Source organism: Microbacterium sp. STN6, from assembly GCF_026410545.1.
GTDB lineage: Bacteria > Actinomycetota > Actinomycetes > Actinomycetales > Microbacteriaceae > Root112D2.
On record NZ_JAPMIT010000003.1, the window covers coordinates 50,572 to 65,984 of the forward strand.

The window sequence follows — 15,413 nt, forward strand, 5'->3', positions numbered from 1 at the left end:
GGCTAATTTGATAGGCTAACGAAGTATGCCAAACGACCAGCCGCTCGAACCCTTGACGCGCCTGAGCGCGGAGATGCGCATCGCGGTCGCGCGCCTGGCCCGGCGCCTGCGCGCCGAGAAGGCCGACGACGAGATGAGCGCGGGCCAGTTCTCGGCCCTCGCGCTGCTCGTGCGCGAGGGTCCGCTGACGCTGCGAGAGCTGAGCGACCACGAACGGGTCACTCCCCCGTCGATGAACCGCACGGTGAACACGCTCGTCGAGGCAGGCTACGTGGCGCGCGATGCGAGCGAACTCGACGGGCGCAAGGTCGTGTTGACGACGACCGAGGCCGGCTCCGCGCTCGTGGCGGCCACGCGACGCAAGCGCGACGCCTGGCTGTACCGGCGCATCATGGCGCTGCCACGCGAGGAGCGCGAGGTGCTTGCGAAGGCGACCCGCATCATCCGCGAGCTGGCCGATTCATGACGAGCACCACCTTCCGCTCGCTCGCCGGGTTCAACTACCGCATGTGGGCCGCCGGCGCGCTCGTGTCGAATGTGGGCACCTGGATGCAGCGCACCGCCCAGGACTGGCTGGTGCTCACCGAACTCACCCACAACGACGCGGTCGCAGTCGGCATCGTGATGGCGCTGCAGTTCGGTCCGCCCATTCTGCTGCTGCCCGTGACCGGCTACGTCGCCGACCGGTTCGACCGCCGCAAGGTGCTCATGGTGACGCAGGCGACCATGGGCGTGCTTGGCCTGCTGCTCGGGATCCTGACGGTCACCGGCCTCGTCGCACTGTGGCAGGTGTACATCTTCGCGCTGCTGCTCGGCTGCACCGCCGCGTTCGATGCGCCCGCTCGCCAGGTCTTCGTCTCGGCACTGGTCGAGCGCGAGAACCTCTCGAATGCGGTCGCCCTCAACTCCGCGTCGTTCAACGTGGCGCGCATGATCGGCCCCGCCGTCGCCGGCCTCTTGATCGCCGCCGTCGGCACCGGCTGGGTCTTCCTCATCAACGCGGCAAGCTTCGCCGCCGTACTCACCTCGCTCAACCTGCTGCGACGCGATCAGTTGCACTACTCCGCGCGCTCTGCGGTAGGGCGCGGCAACCTCATCGAGGGGTTCCGCTACGTGCGGCATCGCCCTGACATCATCGTCATCCTCGTCATCGTCTTCATCATCGGCACCTTCGGCCTCAACTTCCCCATCTTCACCTCCACCATGGCCACGGTCGTCTTCCACAAGGGAGCGGGCGAGTACGGCATCCTGTCGTCGATCATGGCGGTGGGATCGGTGACAGGGGCCCTGCTCTCGGCCCGCCGCGCGCATCCGCGGGTCGCCTTGCTCTTTGTGGCCGCAGCCATTTTCGGTGTCGGATGCGCCCTCGCCGCCCTCATGCCCGGCTACTGGGCGTTCGCGCTCTCGCTCGTGGTCATCGGCATCTCGGCGCAGACCCTGACGACAAGCGCGAACAGCGTCGTGCAACTCTCGACCGACCCCCTCGTGCGCGGGCGCGTGATGGCGATCTACATGGCAATCTTCATGGGCGGCACGCCGATCGGGGCGCCCATCGTGGGCTGGGTGGCGAACGCGTTCGGGCCGCGGTGGGCTTTGGCGGTCGGCGCAGCGAGCGGATTCGCGGCGGCGGCCGTCGGCGTGTACTACCTGGTGAAGTACCGCAGTATGCGGGTGCGGTACGCCAGGTGGCGGCCGTACCTCACCTTCGGCGGCCGCGACCAGGCCGAGAGCGACCTGGCGACGAGCGAGATCGAGATCCAGCGCGGCGGGCCGGTGTGAGGCGCGGGGAGGACACCCGCGCCTCCTGCATAAATCAGGAACTTTCGCTCACGCTACGGCGTGTCGACTGTGTCAACACGGTGTGCCGCGCAATTTCTCCTGCCTACTGAAGCAGTGCAGTCAGTACGCCCCAATCTGCGGCCACCGAAGTGTGACACCGGCGCGCTGCAGTTCACTCGTGAACGCCTCAAGCCGATCATCCGCCTCCTGCACCTGATGCGGGGCGAGTCCCGAATCGAGACAGTGCGCCGCGAGCGCTCCCGCGGCCTCGCCTATATTCCATTCCACCGGGTGCAGCCGATAGCAGCCGTTGGTGATGTGGGTCGTGCCAATGTTCTTGCCCGCCGCGAGCAAATTAATCATGCGCTGTGGCAGCAATGCGCCGAGCGGAATCTCGAATGGCGTCGAGGACACGTCCAAATAGTTGTCGCCCGTCGTACTCGGGTGAAGGTCGAGCCTATACATGCCGACCCCGACACCGTCTCGATAATGCACCGCGCCACGCTCAGCACGGGTGGCAAATGACAGATCCTGTTCCACGACGGTTGTGACGGCTCGAATACGGCGCGACTCTCGTATATACGGAGCCTGTGCGAGGCCGTCGACCGTCCCGGTCACGTCGGGTCGCAATCGCAGCCCCGGCATACCGGTGCCGCCGTCGCCACGCGGCGCATCGGTCTGCAGCCAGTAGAGGAGCGAGAGGGAGAGCTCCCGTGCTTCGGCGAACGCGAGTTCGGCTTCTGAAGCTGGAACGTCGATGATGTTGCGCTCGAAGTAGTCCATCTGCGGCCAGTTCACGAGCGTGATATCGCTGTCGTAGAACCCGTCGGCAAAGAGTTTGCGCGCGGCGATGCGACGAAAAGTCCAGAGGTTGGGCCCGCTCGGCACCTTGGACTGGTCGGCGACGATAGCGAGCGGGTCCTCGGGCGGATTGGCGTCGACGCGGCCGTTGATCACCCCGAGCGTGCGTGGATCGGGGTAGCTGAACGAGAGCATGGGAGCTGGCCACACGGCAGGCCAGTATGACCGCCACCTGTCGTAGCCAGCAGGGCGATCGATCGTGTGATCGCCGTCAACGTGATCGAGGGCGAAGCACCACGAGATCCCCTGCATGTTCTGTGGGTTTGCCACGCCAGGAGCGCTGGGCTCCCCCGTCTCGTCACGGCTCTCGGCCCCCGTCACGTACTCGGCATTCGCCAGGGGCAGAAGGTCGCCGGCCTCGGTAGCATCGAGCACGTAGTGGCCGGTCACATCGCAGACCCGGCCGTCCACCGGATTTGTAAAAGTAACAGCATGGATGCGGTCGGCGTCAACATCGACCGCCGTAGGCTCGAAGCCGCGCAGAATCACGAGGCGGCCAGCGCTGACGTATGGAGCGAGCATGCCCTCAATCACGCGAGCGAAGATCTTGGGCTCGGCGCACAGCTTCGAGACCCAGCCACCGCCGGGGTTCAGCTCCCGGGCACGTCGCGCGGAGTCGGTCAGCGGAAAGTCTCGCCGGTATACGTCGCGCACGCCGTCGCGCAGCGCACGGTAGCTGGCGTTCAGGCCGAACTCCTCGATCCACGGGTGCTCGTCGGGCGGGACAGCCTGGCTCGTGAACTGGCCCCCCAGCCAGTCGTATCGCTCGCTCATCACAACCCGACGGCCACGGCGCAAGGCGGCAAGCGCGGCAGACACGCCGCCAGCCCCGCCTCCCGCAACGATGATCTCGGTCGAAAAAGCGTTCATGTTGGTGCTCCTCGTATCATTCTGAATGCCGGTGGGGAAGAATGGGTGACATCATGGCGACAATTGACACATACGTGGACGAGACGGCGGAGACCGGCCGTCATCTCGTGAAGTCGGCGGAGCGCACCGTTCGAATACTCGAGACGCTTGCAGCGAGCGGAGAATTCCGCTCGCTCGCCGAGCTGCAGAAGCTGACCGGCTATCCCCGCTCCTCGTTGTATGAACTGCTCCAGACGCTGCGCGCGCTGAGGTGGATCGACACGGCGGACGACGGCCTTGCGTTCGGCATTGGACCGCATGCCCTGCTCGCAGGCACCGGCTATCTCGATCGTGACCCAGCACTTCCGCTGGCAGTGCGCCAACTCGAACTGCTGCGAGCCGAGCTGGGTTACACGGCACATTTCGCACGTCTCGACGGTGCCCACGTCATCTATCTCGCAACTCGAGAAACGCTCGAACCTCGGCAGGTGGTCTCGCGCGTCGGACGCCAGTTGCCGGCGCACGCGACAGCGCTTGGCCTCGCCCTGCTCGCGGAGAAGACGTCGACCGAGGTCGACGAGGTTCTGCCCGAGCAGCTTGCGGCTCTGACGGCAAAGACGACTACGAGCCGCGAAAGGTTGGAGGTCGAACTGTCGGGCGTACGCAGCGCCGGGTACGCGGTTGAGCGCGAACAGAACACGCTCGGTATCTCGTGCGTCGCCGTCGCTGTGCCGTACCGCATCCCGGCGACAGACGCCATTTCGTGCTCTCTCCCACTGGCGAGCGCGACCGACGACGAGATCGAACGCGTTAGTTCTGTGATGATGAGGCACGCAGCAGAATTGAGTCGCACTCTCAAGCACAAGGGCATTCGCTGAACTCACCGGGCAATCACGTGGCCCGAGAGATTTTCGACGCCGAGCAGCAGGGCGGAATGATCGAGGCTGCCGTGATCGCGCTCGCGTGCAGACGCCATAAGTTGCGCGACCAGGGAACCCAGCGGAATAACCGACCCGCTTTCTCGGGCGGCCTCAAGCACGATTCCGAGATCTTTGTGATGCAGGTCAATGCGAAAGCCTGGCTCGAATCGATGCGCCACCATCGACTCGGCCTTTCGGTCGAGCACGCGATTGCCCGCCAAGCCTCCGGCAAGCACTCGCACTGCCGACATCAAATCAACATCATGCTTGTCGAGAAACACCAGGGCCTCAGAGACGAGTTCAATGATGCCGGCAACTATCAACTGGTTTGCGGCTTTCACGGTCTGCCCCGCTCCGGGCGGTCCGACGTGCACGACAGTTGATCCAACAACCTCGAGGAACGGGCGAGCTGCCTCAAAGTCAGAGGCCTCGCCGCCGGCCATCACCGAAAGCGATCCTTCAATCGCGCCCTGCTCACCGCCGCTAACCGGTGCATCGACCACCCGGGTTCCGTGAGCGGCACCCACCGCAGCGATGTGCCGCGCGGTTTGAGGAGAGATCGTGCTCCCATCTACGAGCAGGGTGCCGGGGCGCGCGTGGGCGAACACGCCCTCGGGGCCGAGAGCGACCGCCTCAACATCAGGAGAGTCGGGCAGCATCGTAAAGACAACATCCGCCTGGGCGACCGCCTCACTCACGGTGGTGGCGCCCTGACCACCCGCGGCGACGAACGCGTCGATTTTGCCGGGACTACGGTTTACAGCGATGACTCGATGGCCGAAGGTGAGTAGGTTGCGCGCCATCGGCGCCCCCATGATGCCAAGCCCAATGAATGCGACGGTCGTCATGCCAGTTCCTTTCGTCGAGATCCTGATCAGGAGGCGGTCTCGAGGGCCCGCATAGTGGCGATCGACTCCACGGCAGTCCTGGCTCGTCCAGCGACGCCATCGAACTCACCGGTCGCAAGGCTGTCCCCGAAGAGCGCACGGCTGATGCCGACGGCGACTGCGCCGGCGGCGAGATATGCGCCGACCTCCGCAACCTCGACGCCGCCGGTGGGGATGAGTGGTATTTCGGGCAGTGGCCCGCGCAGCTCGTTCAAATACCTGATGCCGCCAAGAGGTCCTATGGGCGAAACCTTCACTGCCTGCACTCCGAACTGCCACGCGGAGGCGATCTCGTTCGGCGTAAGCGATCCGGGCACGAACGGAATCCCAAAATGAGCAGCCGCCTGCGCAACTCGGCGATCGAAAAGCTGGCTCACCAAGAACATCGCACCCGCTTTCGCGGCCTCTTCAACCTGCTCGACGGAACGCACTGTGCCCGCGCCAACGACGAGTCGCGGTTGAACCAACCGGAGCGCGGCAATTGCCTCTGCAGCCCCGGATGTGGACATGGTGAACTCGACAACCCCAATCCCCTGGCCATGGACGATCTGAGCCGCCTCAACAAAGTGGTCGGCATCGTCGGAGCGCAGAACCGCGATCACGTTCCGTCGCGTGAACAGGTCGAGCAACTCAGTCATGTCTGTCTCATTTCCTTCGTGATGGAGCACGTTCGCGTTCACGCCCGTGCCAGCGCCTCGGAAGCCACGCGCACTCGCGATAGCTCTGCAAGTCCGAGATGGTAGAGGTGCAGCCTGCCCGCGCCGGCAACCATAAGGCTGTCGAAGAGCTCGCGCAGCCGATCGACTGCTGGGAGATTCCCGCCCGCGATGCTGACGAACGATCCCATTGCGCAGCCGAGTGCCGAGGTTGCCAACGCGCTCATGTTGCCTACGGCACGCCGCTCGTCCCAACCGGAGGCGACAAGCTCGAGAGCGACGCTTCTCGTCAGCACCGCCAGATCTCTTGATGCGAGCGCAGTTGTTCCCGAACCCGACGGAAATGGCGCCGCGCTCGCATGGAACGCAATTCGGTCGACGCTGAGCGCGTGCGCCTGTTCGACGACGGCAGTCCAGACCTCGCGACTTGCACGTGCGCGAACGGCAAGCACCGCTTCAGCAGCATCACCTAGTGCCTGGCGAGCGTCTTCAGCACGCGCGAATTCTCCACGGACGCGCGTGGCCAAACTCACGGCGTCGGCGCCGCTCCGACGGTAACCGGCCGAGCACCCGGGACAGAAGCATACGGAAAGCAGATCCTGCTGGGGGCGGGAGAAGCCTGCAGCATCCGTCTTCTCATGCGTTCCTGCGTGACCGAAGGGCATCGGGCCGGCGGCCTCGATGATGAGACCGTCCGGTCGCCCGAGCTCGATGACCTCACGAGTCACCCGTCTCGCATACTCAACGACATCGGGCTGCGACGGGCACAGCGCGTGCGAGTAGGCATCACCCCACGCGTTCGTGACCCTCAGTTCCGGAGCCGCCTTCAACCCGTCGACGTGAGCCAGCACAATCCAGGCGTCCACGGCAAAACCGCCGGCCCGCAGCCCTGCAGCGGCCGTCACGAAGGCGTTCTCGCCGCCTGCCACCAGCTTCGCCGCCTGGGGCGCGAGTGCGGCATCTGCCCATGCCTGTTCGCGCACCGGAACGAAGAGGCTCGTGACGGGCGACGAAACGACACGGTGCCACGGATGCGCGGGAGTTGCCGCTCGCACGCCGTGATAGCAGGCGGCGAGGGCAACGCGATCGGCTCCGACCAGACGCAGCCGCTGCAGGACGTCCGGATCGCCCACGACGTCCCATGGATACAAATACGCCGTGACGGAGGCCATTTGACGAGCGCTCACCAGCGTGGCACCGTCGGGTTGAACCCAGGTTCCCGAGTTCTGCGATAGGCGGCATCGCTACGCAAATGCGACTTGCGTGAGAGGTAGCGTTCATGCAGCTCGGCGAGCTTTGACTCGACAAGTTCGACACCCAGGCCGGGAGCGGCGGGAACTGCCACCGCTCCGCCTTCGAAAACCAGCGCGCCGGGCCGCACGAGGTCCTCGGCGGCATTCCATGGGTAGTGGGTGTCGCAGGCGAAGGTGAGCGCGGGCGTGACCGAAGCGAGGTGGGTCATGGCGGCGAGACTGATACCGAGATGGGAGTTGGAGTGCATTGCGAGGCCCAGCCGCCACGTCTCACAGATGCGGCCAAGTTGCGCAACGCGGCGCATGCCGCCCCAAGCGTGGTGATCACCAAGCACGATCTGAATGGCGCGGCGGTCGATTGCCTGAGGGAGATCGTCGAACGCGGTCACGCACATGTTGGTGGCGAGCGGCAGGGGCGACGAGGCTTGCACCGCAGCCATTCCCTCGATTCCCGGTGTCGGATCTTCGAGATATTCGAGCATGCCATCCAGTCGCCGCGCGCTCTTAATCGAGGTCTCCACACTCCAGGCGCAGTTCGGGTCGAGTCGCAGGGGGAACTCGGGAAAGGCATCGTGCAATTGCGCCACGTGGTCGATTTCGGTCGCGGGGTCGAAGACGCCGCCCTTGAGCTTGAGGGATCGAAACCCGTACTCGCTGATGAGCGTGTGAGCCTCAGCGACAAGTCCGTCGGCGTCCAACGCTTCGCCCCACTCGTCAGAGTCGCCATCGTGCCCAGCCCACTTGTAGAAGAGATAGGCGCTGTACTCGACGCGGTCGCGCACGCGGCCCCCGAGCAGATCGCTTACGGGAAGCGCGAGCGCTTTACCCTGGGCGTCGAGGCACGCCACCTCGAGGGGTGCATATGCAGCCAGGCGTTCTCGCACACCGACGCCTGCCAGAGCGCTGTGCACGACAGCCTCGATGCGTCCGAGATCAAACACGCTGAGCCCAACCACGTGCTCACGAATCTGCATCAATCGCTCGACCCGACTCGCGCCGCCCGGTGCCTCGCCGAGGCCGACGATCCCCTCATCTGTCGCAAGTTGAAGCACGACGCGGAGGGCAGTCGGCTCATGTGTGCCCCAGACGTTCAACAGCGGAGGATCGGCAAAGGCTATGGGCGTGATGATGAGGTCTTCGATGACCATGATCTCCCCCTCTGGTCGCCGTAACGCCATCCCGCATTATTCACACTTGTGAATGCCCGCCACATGGGCGAACATCGTTACTGTATGCACCACGCTTCTCGCGTGTCAAGCAGGCGCGACTTTGCCACGGCGGGCCGTCAGAGAAGATATATCGAGGTCGACCGAGGGGAGCACGATGGCACGCATCGCAATGACGGGCGGCAGCGGAGGCGTCGGCTCGCTCGTGCGTCCGATACTTGCCAGGCAGGGACACGAAGTCACAGTGATTGACTGTAAGGCACCAGATCGCATGTATGAGAACGAAAAATTCATCTCGGCGTCGGTCACCGATCGAGAGGCGATGGCACGAGCGCTCGTCGGTGCCGAACTCGTTGTGCATCTTGCTGGCTTTCCACGGGAACGTCCATGGAACGACATCGTCGCCGTGAACATTCAAGGCGGATACGCGGTCCTCGACGGCGCACGCCACGCCGGCGTCCTACGCGTGCTCATCGCAAGTTCGGTGCACGCGGCGGGATTCCTACGAGTCACCGAAGCCGGAACAGCAGATCCCGCAATCATGAGGCCGGACACGTTTTACGGGGTCGGCAAGATCGCTGTCGAGGCGCTTGCTTCGCTCTACGTGGATCGCTTCGGCATGACAATCGTTTCGGCCCGCATTCTTACTGCCAGCGCCAAGCCGACCACGACACGGGCTCTCGAGTCGTGGCTTTCGCCAGCAGACTTCGTGCGGCTCATCGACGCGGCGGCAGCCCTTGGCGAGCCCGGCCATCACACCGTTTGGGCGGTTTCGCGCAACACGCGATTGCGGGTGGACCTGGGCCCGGCCGAGGCAATCGGCTTCCATCCCGAGGACGACGCCGAGAGGTTTGCGGAGTGGGCAAGCGAGACCGAGCCGGGCGCTGGCGATGCACTGCTTGGCGGCCCGTTCCTCGACGACCGGCATCCGCTTGGAGTCGATTGGAGCGACGCTTGACCGTAGGAACACATACGGCTACTCTCGGACAATATTCACAAACACATACGTCGTTCACGTATGTGAACACAGCGTCAAGGGAGTCGCCCATGAGAACCACACGTCGCCGCCGTCTGGCGGCGCTCGCGGCCGCCGCAGCAGTGGCAACACTGCTTGCTGCATGCTCGTCAGCAGCGCCAGAGAATTCCTCGTCACCGGATGGCGTCAAGGGTAAGAAGATCACCGTCTGGTTCCCTGGGACGAATCAGACCGAGATTGACCTCGTCGAGAAGACCATCGTTCCCCAGTTCGAGAAGAAGACCGGCGCCACGGTCGACGTGGCCTACTACGACTGGGGCGATCTCTCGACGAAGCTCAATGCCGCCTTCGCTGCGGGCACTGCGCCGGACGTCTTCGGCCACGGACCAGCGGCCGTGGCCGATTTCGTCACCAACGATCGACTCGAGCCGCTGACCAGATACGTAGCGGCAATGCCGAAAAAGGACCGCGAGGACCTCGCCTCCGCGCTCCCTGGCGGGCAGGTTGGCGGCGTTCAGTACCTCATGCCACTCTCGATGCAGGGCACGTCACTCGTCTATCGAGCGGCGGATTTCACCGCAGCGGGCCTCGACCCCGACAACCCTCCCACCACATGGGAAGGCGTCTACAAGGCTGCCGAAAAGCTCACCAAGCGCGATGCCTCAGGCAAGATCACGCACTCGGGGCTACTTCTTCCAAGCCAGGCGACAGGGCGTCAGCAGACCTTTGCAGCACTGATCATGTCGGCAGGTGGCAGTCAGGTGAGCACGGACATGACTAAGGCGACCTTCGACTCTGCCAAGGGGGTGAAGGCGATGAATTTTTTCACCAAGGTCTACAACGGCAGCGACGCGGTCGCGGCCGGGCTCGGCAGTGATTACAGTGATGCGCCCGCCAACCAGCAGCCTCTCGTTCTTGGCACAGCATCCATCGCCATGCAGACGGCAGACAAGACTATGCAGATGATTGAGGCCAACCCCGATCTCGACCTGCGCGTGATGACTCCCCCGAAGTTCGAAGGCGCCAAAAAGGGTTACGGCCTTGGCGGTGCCGGTTCGGGCCTCATGATCAATGCCGACAGTACGCACAAGAACCTTGACTGGACTTTCATCAAGTACATGATCTCGGCGAAGGTGAATGCGCAGTACACCGAAGGCATCGGTAAGATCCCAGCGCGTACATCGGCGATCAAAACCGACTATGTCAAAGGCAGCCCTATTCTTAGCGCGTTTGTGAAGATCGGAAGCGACATGCGGCCGAATCCGAACGTGCCTGGGTGGGTGCAGATTCGCGACACCATGGACAAGTACATCGAGCAGGGGTTGCATCAACAGCTACCCGCTGAGGACGCGCTCAGCCAAGCAGCCGATGAAGCAAACAAGATCCTGAAGGCGAACGGCTGAGACCGCTTCGTCGATCCTGGAGAACCATGACAGCAACGGCAACATCGCCGGGGGTGGCAGCAGCCGCCGCCCCCGGCACTATCCAAGGTGCAAGGCCCCCACGCGCAGGCAAGCCCAAGCGGCGCTGGACGCGCACTTCAATCTGGGGCCTGCTCTTCACGCTCCCAGCCGCGCTGTACGTGCTGATCTTCCACGTCATCCCAGTCATCTACGGCTTCGTGCTCAGCTTTACCAAGTACAGCCCGCTCAGCCGATCGGGCCCTGAGCCCATTGGCCTCAAGAACTACACGACCCTCCTCTCGGATCCTGATTTCGGCAACGCCCTGCTCGTCACTGGCCGGTATGTACTTCAGGTGTTGCCGATCACGGTGATCATCGCGCTCGCCCTTGCGCTGCTGGTTAACCGTCCGTTTCGCGGGGTAGGCCTCTTCCGCAGCGCTCTTTACATTCCGCACATCGTCTCGCTCACAGCCGTAAGTATGATCTGGCTCTGGATGTATTCGCACAACGGCCTCATCAACGACGTATTCGCCTTCTTCGGCCTGCCGGACCAGTCGTGGCTGCTCAACAAGGGCGCCGCACTGAATGCCGCGAGCGCCATGCGTATCTGGAAGGCCCTCGGCAGCAACATGGTTCTGCTGCTCGCCGGGCTGCAGTCCATTCCGAAGGAGCTCTACGAGGCGACCCGCGTCGACGGCGCCAACCGCTGGCAATCGTTTCTGTACGTTACGATTCCCGGCATCCGCCCGATGCTCGTTTACGTCGTTGCAATGGACATCATCTACCTCGCGCAGGGATTCGCCGAGATCTTCGTGCTGACCCAGGGCGGGCCACTCGGCAGCACGACCACCGTCAACTACCTCATCTATACGCAAGCGTTCCAGTACAACCAGTTCGGCTCCGCGTCGGCCATGGCCTTCGTGCTGTTCGCCTTTATCGTCGGATTCTCGCTGCTCTCGATCCGGGGGCTCATGGGGAGGCAGAAGTGACCGCACCCACCGCCACGCTGCGCTCCAGTGCCGTACGCTCCAAGCGTCGGGGCATGAACCCGCGTCGCAACCGCGTCGGCATGGCTGTGGCACTCGTGCTCGCCGCCCTCGCCGTGTTGCTGCCGTTCTTCTGGATGATCAGCCTCGCATTCACACCGGAGAAGGATGCCTTCCGCTCGGTCAGTCTCGTTCCCGCCAACCCGACGCTCGAAAATTTCGGCACGGCGTTCATCGACGCGAACCTGTTGCACGCCCTCTATAACTCCGCCATCGTCGCGTTGGTGGCAGTCATCGCCAACTGCATCATCCCGGTGCTCGCAGGCTATGCGTTCGCGATGATGCCCTTCCCCGGCAGCACCGCGATGTTCTTCGGGCTCGTCGCAACGAGCGCGATCCCCGTCTCGGTGACGCTTATCCCCCTGTTCCTCATGGCGAAGGGCATTCCGCTTGCTGGTGGCAACGATATCTTCGGCCACGGCGGCAGCGGGCTGCTCGACACGCTCGGCGGCATCATGCTGCCGTACCTCGTCGCACCTATGAACATTTTCCTTGCGCGGCAGTATTTCAGCACGGCACCGGCCGAACTCGCTGAGGCTGCCCGCATCGACGGCGCGGGCGAGCTTCGCATCTTTTTCAGGGTCTATCTGCCGCTGGCGCGCCCGCTGATCGCAGTGGTCGCGATCTTCGCGTTTACGGCCGTTTGGGACGACTTCCTGTGGCCACTCGTGGTCACATCCTCGACGGAAATGCAGACCGTACAGCTGGCGCTCGCACGGTTCCTCGCTAGTGGGAATGTTCAATACGCGCCATTGATGGCTGCGTCGGTGATTGTAACAATCCCTGTGTTGCTCGTCTTCCTATTCAATCAACGCAGCTTCATCTCTGGGCTGTCGGACGGCAGCGTCAAAGGCTAAAGCCCCATCTGTCGGGCCAACTTCTCGGCCTAAGGTCATGGGCACGACCGTTACCAGCGTCGCGACTCGGGCCTGCGCGGATCGTCTGCCGCCGCACGGTACGCGCAGGTGAACCGGTGGTGACCGGCTCCGACTTCGGCGACCGAATCCGAAGCGTCGGGCAGCGTGACGACCGCGTGCAGCCCGGCGGGAATCTCGACGTCGAGCGTGAACGCGTCGCCGTCCCGCCGCCATGACGAACCCACGTAACCGTAGGAAGAAAGCTGTCGCATCGAGGCGTGAGAGAGCCCGCCGCCCGGTCGTGGGCGAATTCTGATCTTCCGCTCGCCCGCCTTCGGTAGCTCAAGGCCGGCGACGACACGATGCATGAAATCGGCGACCGCTCCAAGAGCGTAGTGGTTGAACGATGTCATGCCGCCAGGGTTGATCGACCCGTCTGGGAGCATGCTGTCCCACCGTTCCCAGATCGTCGTCGCTCCCATCTCGACCGAGAATAGCCACGAGGGAACCTCGTCTTGGAACAACAGGTGGTATGCCTCGTCGACACCACCGGCGAGAGCGAGTGCGTCGCACACAATCGGAGTCCCGACGAAACCCGTACTGATATGGAATCCGGAACCCGCGACCAGCTCGCGCATGCGCTCACCCGCGTGCCGCGCCTGCTCCTCTGTAGCGAATAGGTCGAAGACAAGGGCCAGGGCGATCGCCGTGACGGTGTCACTGACCAGCCGACCGCTCGGCGAGACGTACTCGGCCTGGAACGCCGCGACCGCCTTATCGGCTATCGCCGCGTACCGCTTGTGGTCGTTTGCCTCTCCCAGGATCTCGGCCGAAGCGGCCACGATCCGGGCGGTGTGAGCGTGATACGCGGTGGCCACCAGGTACTTGTCGGTGCGCGAATCTGCGGGGTTCTCTGGCGGGGCGGTCGGGTCCAACCAGTCGCCGAGCTGGAAGCCTGAGTTCCAGAGACCCGAGTGGCCTGTAAGGCTGTCGACCAGATCCACCCACGCCTTCATGCTCTCGTACTGGTTTTCGAGCACCCTTCGGTCGCCGTCGTTCTGGTACATCACCCACGGCACGATGACGGCGGCGTCGCCCCACGCAGCGGTCGGAAAGTTCGGGAAACCGCACTCGATCCATGGCACAAAGTTCGGCACATGCCCGTGCACCTTCTGCTCGGCGGCAAGGTCTCGGAGCCATCCGGTGAGCACCCCGTTGGCGGTGAACAGCGAAAGCGCGGTCGGTGCGAAGACCTGAATGTCTCCCGTCCAGCCCATCCGCTCGTCGCGTTGCGGGCAATCCGTCGGAAGATCAACGAAGTTGTCCCTCATGCTCCAAACGACGTTCTCGTGCAAACGATTCAGCGAGTCGCTCGATGAGTCGAACCATCCCGACCGCATCATGTCCGAATGCACGACCAGCGCCTCGACATCCACCGTCTCGACTCCGCCGGGCCAGCCCTCGAGCTCGGCAAAGCGAAATCCGTGGACGGTGAATCGTGGCGCCCACTCCTCAGTGTCTCCTCCAGCGAGCGTGAACGCGTCGACCGATGTTGCCGTTCGCAGCGGCCTGATCCCGAGCTCGCCGTTTTCAAGCACTTCTGCGTGGTGCACTCGAACCACATCGCCCGCTTGCCCCGAGACTCGAATGCGAAGCTTTCCTGCGATGTTCTGCCCGAAGTCGAGTCGGATGCGCCCGCTCTCGACCAGCCGCACCTCGGTCGGCCGAATCGTCTCGGTCACGCGAACCGGAGGACCGGTCGGAGCCTCGATGACCGCCGGGAAACGGTCGATGGGCAGCGCTTCGGGACGGAACCACCGCTCGTCCTCGGTAAAACCAGGAGCGCTCCAGCCTTCGGGCAGCAGCCGCGAGTCGTAGGCCTCGCCCTCATACAGCCCCACCGCGGTGATCGGCGAGAGGGATGCCGCCCAGCTACTCGCGAGCGGAACGTGCCGTACCTCCCCGCTCGACAGGGTGAGTTCCAGCTGTGCCAGAAGAGACAGATCGGTGCCGTAGTTGTCCCACTCGCCGCCGTCAAAGCCGATTCGGCCGCGGTACCACCCGTCGGCCATCCACGCGCCAATGACGTTCCCGCCAGGACGCAAGAACGCGGTGATGTCGTACGTCTGATAGCGGATGCGGTGCGAATAGCTCGTCCATCCCGGTGCAAGTTCTTCGTCACCGACTCGGGAGCCGTTCAGTTCAAGCTCATACAGTCCGTGCGCAGTCGCGTAGATGCGGGCACGGCTGACCGCACCGAGGTCTACGCCCAGCTTGTCGAGGTTCACCTCGTTTCTCAGCAGATAGCCGGGTCGCAGCACACCCTGCGGCGCACTCGGTGAGGGTGACACAAATGGCTCAGCCCAGTCCGAACGCTCGAGCAGGCCGGCTTCGATGGCAAGCGGAGAACTCCATGCGCTCTCCGTGCCGACCTCGTCCACCACGCTGACCCTGACCTCGACCCGTTCGCGTGACGACAACGGCTCAAAAGGCCACTCCACGAACTGTGAGCGGTCAGTGCGCTCGGTGTGCGTGCGGCGACGGCCACGCGCATCCGTCATCTCGATGCGGTACGCGCTCTGAGACCGGGCTCCCGTGATCATCCAGGACAGACGGGGATTGCGCTCATCGATGCCGATGCTCGGCGCATCGATGCGATTCTCAAGCCAGATTCGGCTCACCGCTAGCGTGGTTTCAGGGGTGACGGTCACGAAGGGTTCTCTCTCGTTCGATGCGATGTAGATGCCTGCGCTGCGCATG

Annotated in this window: 13 protein-coding genes; 7 read left to right on the forward strand and 6 right to left on the reverse strand. The window is 63.9% G+C overall.

The genetic code is table 11. The features are described from left to right. Positions 1-25: 25 nt before the first annotated feature. Both OSC27_RS09485 and OSC27_RS09490 read left to right on the forward strand, forming a co-directional pair. The gene (locus OSC27_RS09485; RefSeq protein ID WP_267181220.1) at positions 26-466 is read left to right on the forward strand and encodes a MarR family winged helix-turn-helix transcriptional regulator; all 441 of its coding nucleotides are present in this window, start codon (positions 26-28) and stop codon (positions 464-466) included. Further along, the gene (locus tag OSC27_RS09490) at positions 463-1,779 is read left to right on the forward strand and encodes an MFS transporter (protein WP_267181221.1); all 1,317 of its coding nucleotides are present in this window, start codon (positions 463-465) and stop codon (positions 1,777-1,779) included. The genes OSC27_RS09485 and OSC27_RS09490 overlap by 4 nt, the downstream gene beginning before the upstream one ends. Positions 1,780-1,899: 120 nt before the next feature. Here OSC27_RS09490 and OSC27_RS09495 read toward each other — a convergent pair whose 3' ends face one another. Further along, positions 1,900-3,510, reverse strand: a complete 1,611-nt coding sequence (locus tag OSC27_RS09495; RefSeq protein ID WP_267181222.1) for an FAD-dependent oxidoreductase — start codon at positions 3,508-3,510, stop codon at positions 1,900-1,902. 53 nt (positions 3,511-3,563) lie between these two features. Here OSC27_RS09495 and OSC27_RS09500 point away from each other — a divergent pair, with 53 nt between their 5' ends. Further along, a complete protein-coding gene (locus tag OSC27_RS09500; RefSeq protein ID WP_267181223.1) occupies positions 3,564-4,367 on the forward strand; it encodes an IclR family transcriptional regulator in 804 nt (267 codons plus the stop codon). A gap of 2 nt (positions 4,368-4,369) precedes the next feature. Here the strand turns inward: OSC27_RS09500 and OSC27_RS09505 are convergent, their stop codons facing one another. From OSC27_RS09505 to OSC27_RS09520, 4 genes are read right to left on the reverse strand one after another with little or no spacing between them, the layout of a single operon-like run. Continuing rightward, positions 4,370-5,257 (reverse strand): 2-hydroxy-3-oxopropionate reductase, encoded by an 888-nt coding sequence (locus OSC27_RS09505; protein WP_267181224.1) that lies wholly within the window; start codon positions 5,255-5,257, stop codon positions 4,370-4,372. A gap of 26 nt (positions 5,258-5,283) precedes the next feature. Beyond that, a complete protein-coding gene (locus OSC27_RS09510) occupies positions 5,284-5,934 on the reverse strand; it encodes a bifunctional 4-hydroxy-2-oxoglutarate aldolase/2-dehydro-3-deoxy-phosphogluconate aldolase (RefSeq protein ID WP_267181225.1) in 651 nt (216 codons plus the stop codon). Positions 5,935-5,972: 38 nt separating this feature from the next. Next, positions 5,973-7,124: a hypothetical protein gene (locus OSC27_RS09515; protein WP_267181226.1), complete on the reverse strand. Its 1,152-nt coding sequence runs from the start codon at positions 7,122-7,124 to the stop codon at positions 5,973-5,975. A gap of 11 nt (positions 7,125-7,135) precedes the next feature. Further along, complete coding sequence (locus tag OSC27_RS09520; protein WP_267181227.1) at positions 7,136-8,353, reverse strand: enolase C-terminal domain-like protein; 1,218 nt, start codon at positions 8,351-8,353, stop codon at positions 7,136-7,138. 190 nt (positions 8,354-8,543) lie between these two features. On the opposite strand from OSC27_RS09520, the gene OSC27_RS09525 reads away from it, so the two are divergent. The 4 genes from OSC27_RS09525 (at position 8,544) to OSC27_RS09540 (ending at position 12,653) form a co-directional block, all read left to right on the forward strand. Continuing rightward, complete coding sequence (locus OSC27_RS09525; RefSeq protein WP_267181716.1) at positions 8,544-9,329, forward strand: NAD-dependent epimerase/dehydratase family protein; 786 nt, start codon at positions 8,544-8,546, stop codon at positions 9,327-9,329. 89 nt (positions 9,330-9,418) lie between these two features. Continuing rightward, entirely contained in the window at positions 9,419-10,750 is a 1,332-nt protein-coding gene (locus OSC27_RS09530) for an ABC transporter substrate-binding protein (RefSeq protein WP_267181228.1), read from the forward strand. Positions 10,751-10,776: 26 nt separating this feature from the next. Continuing rightward, a complete protein-coding gene (locus tag OSC27_RS09535; protein ID WP_267181229.1) occupies positions 10,777-11,739 on the forward strand; it encodes a carbohydrate ABC transporter permease in 963 nt (320 codons plus the stop codon). Further along, a complete protein-coding gene (locus OSC27_RS09540) occupies positions 11,736-12,653 on the forward strand; it encodes a carbohydrate ABC transporter permease (RefSeq protein ID WP_267181230.1) in 918 nt (305 codons plus the stop codon). The genes OSC27_RS09535 and OSC27_RS09540 overlap by 4 nt, the downstream gene beginning before the upstream one ends. A 50-nt stretch (positions 12,654-12,703) precedes the next feature. Here OSC27_RS09540 and OSC27_RS09545 read toward each other — a convergent pair whose 3' ends face one another. Then, positions 12,704-15,412, reverse strand: a complete 2,709-nt coding sequence (locus tag OSC27_RS09545) for an alpha-L-rhamnosidase (RefSeq protein ID WP_267181231.1) — start codon at positions 15,410-15,412, stop codon at positions 12,704-12,706. Position 15,413 lies beyond the last annotated feature (1 nt).

Coding starts and splice junctions, on each gene's coding strand:
- OSC27_RS09505 (WP_267181224.1), bottom strand. CDS start 5,257: ATGACGACCGTCGCATTCATTGGGCTTGGCATCATGGGGGCGCCGATG.
- OSC27_RS09500 (WP_267181223.1), top strand. CDS start 3,564: ATGGCGACAATTGACACATACGTGGACGAGACGGCGGAGACCGGCCGT.
- OSC27_RS09510 (WP_267181225.1), bottom strand. CDS start 5,934: ATGACTGAGTTGCTCGACCTGTTCACGCGACGGAACGTGATCGCGGTT.
- OSC27_RS09545 (WP_267181231.1), bottom strand. CDS start 15,412: ATGCGCAGCGCAGGCATCTACATCGCATCGAACGAGAGAGAACCCTTC.
- OSC27_RS09525 (WP_267181716.1), top strand. CDS start 8,544: ATGACGGGCGGCAGCGGAGGCGTCGGCTCGCTCGTGCGTCCGATACTT.
- OSC27_RS09535 (WP_267181229.1), top strand. CDS start 10,777: ATGACAGCAACGGCAACATCGCCGGGGGTGGCAGCAGCCGCCGCCCCC.
- OSC27_RS09495 (WP_267181222.1), bottom strand. CDS start 3,510: ATGAACGCTTTTTCGACCGAGATCATCGTTGCGGGAGGCGGGGCTGGC.
- OSC27_RS09520 (WP_267181227.1), bottom strand. CDS start 8,353: ATGGTCATCGAAGACCTCATCATCACGCCCATAGCCTTTGCCGATCCT.
- OSC27_RS09515 (WP_267181226.1), bottom strand. CDS start 7,124: ATGGCCTCCGTCACGGCGTATTTGTATCCATGGGACGTCGTGGGCGAT.
- OSC27_RS09490 (WP_267181221.1), top strand. CDS start 463: ATGACGAGCACCACCTTCCGCTCGCTCGCCGGGTTCAACTACCGCATG.
- OSC27_RS09530 (WP_267181228.1), top strand. CDS start 9,419: ATGAGAACCACACGTCGCCGCCGTCTGGCGGCGCTCGCGGCCGCCGCA.
- OSC27_RS09485 (WP_267181220.1), top strand. CDS start 26: ATGCCAAACGACCAGCCGCTCGAACCCTTGACGCGCCTGAGCGCGGAG.